Below are 6,710 nucleotides of genomic sequence, written 5' to 3' on the forward strand. Positions count from 1 at the left end.
TGACGTGCCTTGGTCAAACTGAGGAGGGCGAACGGGGCGGCGAACAGGACGCCCGGCGGGACGGCCGGCGGGACGGCGCCGGAAAAACGGCGCCGGGCCCGGGAGCCGATGCGGAGGCTCCCGGGCCCGGCGTTCCCGCGCGGGGCGGGCGGGTCAGGAGCCCGCCGCCACCGCGGCCCGCCGCCGTCGGCCCACCACGGCCGAGGCCGCCAGCACGATGGCTGCGGCGACCAGCGACAGGTACATCTGCTTGCGCCCGTCGGCGTCGGTGAACATGTACGCCATGACGAACCCGATCATGCCCATGGCCGTCCAGGTCAGGTACGGGTACAGCCACATCCGGACGGTGTGCCGCTCGGGCATCTCACGCTCGATGATCTTCCGCATCCGCAGCTGGGTGGCGCAGATCACCAGCCAGACGAAGAGCGCGACGGCGCCGGAGGAGTTGAGCAGGAAGGCGAACACGGTGTCCGGCGAGGTGTAGTTGAAGAAGACCGCGACGAAGCCGAAGACCACCGAGGAGAGGATCGCCACCCGCGGCACGCCGCGCGAGGTCACCGTGGCGAAGGCCTTGGGCGCGTCCCCGCGCTGGCCCAGCGAGAAGGCCATCCGGGAGGCCGTGTACATCCCGGAGTTGAGGCAGGACAGCACCGCCGTCAGCACGATCACGTCCATCACCTGGCCGGCGCCCGGGATGCCGATGTGGTCCAGCACCGCCACGTACGGGCTCGCCTTGACGTCGGCGGAGTCCCACGGCAGCAGGGTGACCACGAGCAGGATCGAGCCCAGGTAGAAGATCCCGATGCGCCAGATGACGCTGTTGGTGGCCTTGCTGACCGCCTTCTCCGGGTCCTCCGACTCGCCGGCGGCCAGGGTGACGATCTCGCTGCCCATGAAGGCGAAGACCACGGTGAGCATTCCGGTGAACACCGCGCCCACCCCGTGCGGCAGGAAGCCGCCGTGGCCGGTGAGGTTGCTGGCGCCGACCGCGTGGGTGCCGGGCAGCAGGCCGAAGGCGGCGAGGGTGCCGATCACCAGGAAGGCGGCGATCGCGACCACCTTGATCCCGGCGAACCAGAACTCGAACTCGCCGTAGGAGGCCACGGAGAAGAGGTTGGTGGCGGTCAGCACCGCCATCACTATCAGCGCCCACCCCCACTGCGGCACGCCGGGCACCCAGTTGTTGAGGATCTTCGCACCGGCCGTCGCCTCGACCGCGAGCACCACGACCCAGAAGAACCAGTACAGCCAGCCGATGGAGAAGCCGGCCCAGCGGCCGAGCGCGCGGTCCGCGTACGCCGAGAACGAGCCGCTCTGCGGGTCGGCCGCGGCCATCTCGCCGAGCATCCGCATCACCAGCACGACCAGGGCGCCGGCCAGGGCGTAGGAGAGCAGGATGCCCGGGCCGGTGGTCGCGATGCCCGCGCCGGAGCCGACGAACAGGCCGGCGCCGATCACGCCGCCGATGGCGATCATCGACAGGTGGCGGTTCTTGAGCCCGGCCTTCAGGTGGCCGTCGCCGCCGTGTCCGACCGGACCGGTCTGCTGGGGGAGCTTGGTGGCCGTGGTGGGCCTGGTGGTGTCCGCACTCATCTCGGGACCCTGTGCCTTTCCAGCGCGGTGTGACCCTCGACTCGTCATGCCGGAGGGTGGGGGACTTGCCCGCGCATTGCGTCGCAACCTAACTTCTACGCACCGGTGATCGGAACAATTTTTTGGTAACTGTTCGCTCAACGAACGCAAAAGACCTGGTCGGGGTGGGTGGAAAGGTGGCATGGAAACCTCAAATCTGATGCATCGTCAGCCTTTTGAGAGGTTTCCAAGCTCTGTTGGGGCTCAAATCGCCCGTGGGTGGGCGGTCAGATCGGCCGCACGTCGAGGACGGTGATCGAGGCCTCGTCCGCCGGTCGCCCGGTCAGCCGGGCGGCCAGGATCCGGGGGATGTCCTCCTCCTGTGAGTATCCGGGCAGGACGGCCACCTCCGCGCGCCGGGCGCCGGGCTCGCCCCGCACCGCGTACGTCACCAGGTAGCCGTACCGCTCCGGTGGGGGCGGCCCGGCCCGGTCCTGCCGGTCGTCCCGGCTACGGGCGGTCATCCGCATCGACCTCCTCGGCCCATTGTCGGCGCGGTGTGGCCGATCCTCGCAAATCCAGGCAGAGTGGGACTCTCGGGGCATGCCGCAGGAGCATCCCGAGCGTTCGCGGTGCCGGCCGGCTCCCGGCGCCGGTCAGGAGCGACCCCATGCAGACCACCTGGAAGGGGACGATCAGCTTCGGGCTGGTCAGCATCCCCGTCCACCTGTACTCCGCGACCCAGGAGCACGACGTCCCGCTGCACCAGGTGCACGAGAAGGACGGCGGCCGGGTGCGGATGAAGCGGTACTGCGAGCGGGAGGAGAAGGAGATCCCGTACGCGGAGATCGCCAAGGGGTACGAGTCCCCCGACGGGCGGACCGTCACGCTCTCCGACGAGGACCTCGCCGACCTGCCGCTGCCCAGCAAGAAGATCATCGACGTGCTGGCCTTCGTGGACGAGAACGAGATCGACCCGCTGATGTTCTCCAAGGCCTACTACGTCGGCGTCGCCGACAAGGCCGCCGCCAAGCCGTACGCGCTGCTGCGCGACGCGCTCACCGAGTCCGGGCAGATCGCCGTCACCAAGATCGCGCTGCGCACCCGGGAGTCGCCCGCGGTGCTGCGGGTGCACGACAACACCCTGGTGCTCCAGACCTGCATCTGGCCCGACGAGGTCCGCCCGGCGGCCGGCATCGCGCCCGAGGCGGACGTCACCGTCCGGCCGCAGGAGCTCAAGATGGCGCGGTCGCTGATGGACACCCTCTCCGAGGACTTCGACCTCTCCCAGCTGCACGACGACTACCAGCAGGCGCTGCAGCAGGTGATCACCGCGCGGCTGGAGGGCGTGGAGGTCCCGCACGAGGAGGAGCCGGGCGAGGCGCCGGACAACGTGATCGACCTGATGGAGGCGCTGCGCAGCAGCCTCAAGCAGGCCAAGGGCGGGCGGGGCGGCGGGCCGGGCGGCGCCGAGGACGCCGAGGGGGAGGAGCCCGCGCCGCGCAGGCGCGCCCCGGCGAAGCGGACCGGCGCGAAGGCCGCCCCGAAGACGACCGCGAAGACCACCGGCGCCGGCTCCGCAGGGGGTTCGGCGAAGGGCTCGGCGAAGGGCTCGGCGAAGGGTTCGGCCGCGAAGAAGACCACCGCCCGGAAGTCCTCGGCTCCCCGCAAGGCCTCCTGACCCTCGCGGGCCAGGCGTTCCTCCCGTCCAGCCGTCCAGCATTGGAGGCGATCCCGATGGACCTGCTGACCTACCAGGAAGTCGACGCCAAGGAACAGGCCGAGCCCGAAGCCCAGCGGAACCGGGGCTTCGGGCACCGCGCCTGGCACTGGCTGCTCGGCCTCAGCCCCACCGTGGTGACGTTCATGGTCGCGCTCTCGATCGGCCTCTGCATGGTGGCCGTCCAGGTGAGCCTGCTGCCGGTGCTGATACCGATGGCGATCTTCTGGGGGCTGACGCTCATCGCGCTGGGCGGCGTGATCGCCCGCTGGATGACCCCCGGGCCGGGCCGCCACCGCATGGCGTCCTGACCGGCCCGGGGCGGGCGCGGGCCCGGGAGGGCTCAGCCGATCCACACCGTGGTGACGTTGCAGAACTCCCGGATCCCGTGCCCGGACAGCTCCCGCCCGAACCCGGAACGCTTGACCCCGCCGAACGGCAGCGCCGGGTGGGAGGCGGTCATCCCGTTGAAGAACACCCCGCCGGCCTGGATGTCCCGCACGAAGCGCTCCCGCTCGGCCTCGTCGGTGGTCCAGACGTTGGCGCTGAGCCCGAACGGGGTGTCGTTGGCGACGGCCACCGCCTCGTCCAGGTCGGCCACCCGGTAGACGGTGGCGACCGGGCCGAAGGTCTCCTCGTGGTGGATCCGCATCGCCGGGGTGATGCCGGTGAGCACCGTCGGCTCGAAGAACCAGCCGGAGTCCCAGCCGGTGGGCCGCCCGCCGCCGCACTCCACCCGGGCGCCCCGGGTGCGGGCGTCCTCGACCAGCTCCTCCAGGTCGTCCCGGCCCTGGCGGCTGGCCAGCGGGCCGACGTCGGTGCCCTCGTCCATCGGGTCGCCGACCTTCAGCGCGCGCATCGCCTCGGTGAAGGCGGAGGTGAAGCGGTCGTACACGTCGGTGTGCACGACGAAGCGCTTGGCGGCGATGCAGGACTGGCCGTTGTTCTGCACCCGGGCCCGGACGGCGGTTCGGGCCGCCTCGTCCACGTCGGCGCTCGGCAGGACGACGAACGGGTCGCTGCCGCCCAGCTCCAGCACGGCCTTCTTCACCACGTCCGCCGCGGTGGCCGCGACCGCCCGCCCGGCCGGCTCGCTGCCGGTGAGGGTGACGGCGGCGACCCTGGGGTCCCGGATCACGCCCTCGACCGCGCCCGAGCCGATCAGCAGCGTCTGGAAGCAGCCCTCGGGGAAGCCGGCCCGCTGGAACAGCTCCTCGATCGCCAGCGCGGTGCGCGGCACGTTGGAGGCGTGCTTGAGCAGGCCGACGTTGCCCGCCATCAGCGCCGGCGCGGCGAACCGGACGACCTGCCACAGCGGGAAGTTCCACGGCATCACGGCCAGCACGGGGCCGAGCGGGCGGTAGCGGACGTAGGCGCGGGCGGCGCCGGAGTCGGCGACGTCTTCCGGGGCCGGGTGCTCGTCGGCGAGCAGTGCCTCGGCGTTGTCCGCGTACCAGCGCATCGCCTTGGCGCACTTGGCGGTCTCGGCGCGGGCCCCGGCGAGCGGCTTGCCCATCTCCTCGGTCATGGTGCGGGCGACCGCCTCCTGCTCCTGGTCCAGCAGGTCGGCGGCGCGGTGCAGCAGTTCGGCGCGGGCCGCGAAGGAGGTGCCGCGGTAGCTGTGGAAGGCGGCCTCGGCGCGGGCCAGCCGCCGTTCGACGCCGGCCGCGTCGAGCGGCTCGAAGGTCTGGAGGGTCTCGCCGGTCGCGGGGTTGACGCTGGCGATGGGCATGCGGGGCTCCCAGGAGGTTCGGGTCCGGTGCGTCTGCCCTCACACCCTCTCCGACGGCCCGGCTCCGGGCACACCACCGCGCGCCCGGCGTGTCCCGGCGGGCGCGCGGTCCGCTCCGGTCACTCCGGCAGCGACTCCACCCGGGCGGCCGCCTCCCTGGCCCTGGCCCCGGCCCTGGTCCGGGCCGCGGTGACCTGCCGGTTGGGGAAGCGGTGCAGGTACTCGGCCTCCAGCTCGCCGGTGCGCAGCGTGTGCCGCTTCAGCGCCTCCTCCGAGCCGTACAGGAAGGTCTCGTGGCGGGTGCGGTGCAGCTGTTCCAGCTCGTGCAGGAGCGTGTCGTTGCCCAGGGCGTGCGGGGAGATGCCCGCGGGCCGGATGTGCGGATCTTCGGCGTGCCGCATCTCGGTGCCTCCTCGGCGGAAGTCCCCTCCTACAGGGTGCCCGCGGAGCGTCGCCGGTGCACCCGGTCGGGTCCGGCCGGGCAGGTCCGGGCGGTCGCCCGCCGAGCCCCCCGCGTCGAGAAGCTCGTAGGATGATCCTTCCGTCACCTCCGGGTCCACCCGCTACCGCTGGACAGATCGCACATGCCGCTTCCCAAGGCCGAACTCCACCTGCACATCGAAGGCACCCTGGAGCCCGAGCTCGCCTTCGAGCTCGCCGCCCGCAACGGCGTCGAGCTGCCGTACGCCGACACCGAGGCGCTGCGCGAGGCGTACTCCTTCAGCGACCTCCAGTCCTTCCTGGACCTCTACTACGCGCTGATGGCCGTGCTGCGCACCGAGGACGACTTCGCCGACCTCGCCGACGCCTACCTCGCCCGCGCCGCCGAGCAGGGCGTCCGCCATGCGGAGATCTTCTTCGACCCGCAGGCGCACACCGCCCGCGGGGTGCCACTGGGCGTGGTGGTGGACGGCCTGACCCGGGCGCTGGAGCGCAGCGAGGAACGGCACGGCGTCAGCACCCAGCTGATCATGTGCTTCCTGCGGGACGAGTCCGCCGAGTCCGCGCTGGAGACCTTCGAGGCCGCCCGCCCCTACTTCGACCGGATCGCCGGCATCGGCCTGGACTCCGCCGAGGTCGGCCACCCGCCGGTGAAGTTCCGCGAGGTGTACCGCCGGGCCGCCGAGGCCGGGCTGCGCCGGGTCGCCCATGCGGGCGAGGAGGGCCCGGCCGCGTACATCACCGAGGCGCTGGACGTCCTCGGCGTCGAGCGGATCGACCACGGGCTGCGCTGCCTGGAGGACGGCGAGCTGGTCGCCCGCCTGGTGCGCGAGCAGATCCCGCTGACCGTCTGCCCGCTCTCCAACGTCCGGCTGCGCTGCGTCGACACCCTCGCCGACCACCCGCTGGGCGAGATGCTGGACGCCGGCCTGCTGGTCACCGTCAACTCCGACGACCCGGCCTACTTCGGCGGCTACGTCGAGGACAACTTCCGCGCCGTCCGCGAGGCCCTCGGCCTCGACCAGGAGACCCAGCGCCGCCTGGCCGCCAACTCCTTCCGCGCCTCCTTCGTCAGCGAGGAGCGCCGCGCCGAACTCCTCGCCGAGGTCGAGGCGTACACCTTCTGACCCGAGCGCAGCGGGGGGGGGGTGCCCCCCCCCCCCCAGAAGGGAAACGACAACACCAGAACCGGAGGGGGCAAAGACAATTGGGGGGGTGGTGGTTTTTTCGGGGCGGATGGGAAGG

7 protein-coding genes are annotated in these 6,710 nt (G+C 71.9%); 3 read left to right on the forward strand and 4 right to left on the reverse strand.

Going from position 1 to position 6,710, the window contains the following annotated elements; translation table 11 throughout:
- Positions 1-153: 153 nt before the first annotated feature.
- A complete protein-coding gene (locus ACZ5OX_RS12010; RefSeq protein ID WP_465629784.1) occupies positions 154-1,593 on the reverse strand; it encodes an amino acid permease in 1,440 nt (479 codons plus the stop codon).
- Positions 1,594-1,859: 266 nt separating this feature from the next.
- On the reverse strand, positions 1,860-2,096 hold the full coding sequence (locus ACZ5OX_RS12015; protein WP_465629785.1) for a hypothetical protein: 237 nt from the start codon (positions 2,094-2,096) through the stop codon (positions 1,860-1,862).
- A 146-nt stretch (positions 2,097-2,242) separates the two neighbouring features.
- On the opposite strand from ACZ5OX_RS12015, the gene ku reads away from it, so the two are divergent.
- Together ku and ACZ5OX_RS12025 are read left to right on the forward strand one after the other, a co-directional pair.
- Positions 2,243-3,253 carry a non-homologous end joining protein Ku gene (ku, locus tag ACZ5OX_RS12020; protein ID WP_465629786.1) on the forward strand — a complete coding sequence of 337 codons (1,011 nt, stop codon included), beginning with the start codon at positions 2,243-2,245 and terminating at the stop codon, positions 3,251-3,253.
- 56 nt (positions 3,254-3,309) lie between these two features.
- A complete protein-coding gene (locus ACZ5OX_RS12025; protein ID WP_465629787.1) occupies positions 3,310-3,603 on the forward strand; it encodes a hypothetical protein in 294 nt (97 codons plus the stop codon).
- A 32-nt stretch (positions 3,604-3,635) separates the two neighbouring features.
- Here ACZ5OX_RS12025 and ACZ5OX_RS12030 read toward each other — a convergent pair whose 3' ends face one another.
- The gene (locus tag ACZ5OX_RS12030; protein ID WP_465629788.1) at positions 3,636-5,024 is read right to left on the reverse strand and encodes an NADP-dependent succinic semialdehyde dehydrogenase; all 1,389 of its coding nucleotides are present in this window, start codon (positions 5,022-5,024) and stop codon (positions 3,636-3,638) included.
- A gap of 119 nt (positions 5,025-5,143) precedes the next feature.
- Complete coding sequence (locus ACZ5OX_RS12035) at positions 5,144-5,425, reverse strand: DUF6158 family protein (protein WP_449787733.1); 282 nt, start codon at positions 5,423-5,425, stop codon at positions 5,144-5,146.
- Between the two features lie 183 nt (positions 5,426-5,608).
- Here ACZ5OX_RS12035 and ACZ5OX_RS12040 point away from each other — a divergent pair, with 183 nt between their 5' ends.
- Complete coding sequence (locus ACZ5OX_RS12040; protein WP_465629789.1) at positions 5,609-6,592, forward strand: adenosine deaminase; 984 nt, start codon at positions 5,609-5,611, stop codon at positions 6,590-6,592.
- Positions 6,593-6,710: the final 118 nt, after the last annotated feature.

The organism is Kitasatospora sp. NPDC032121 (assembly GCF_055580145.1).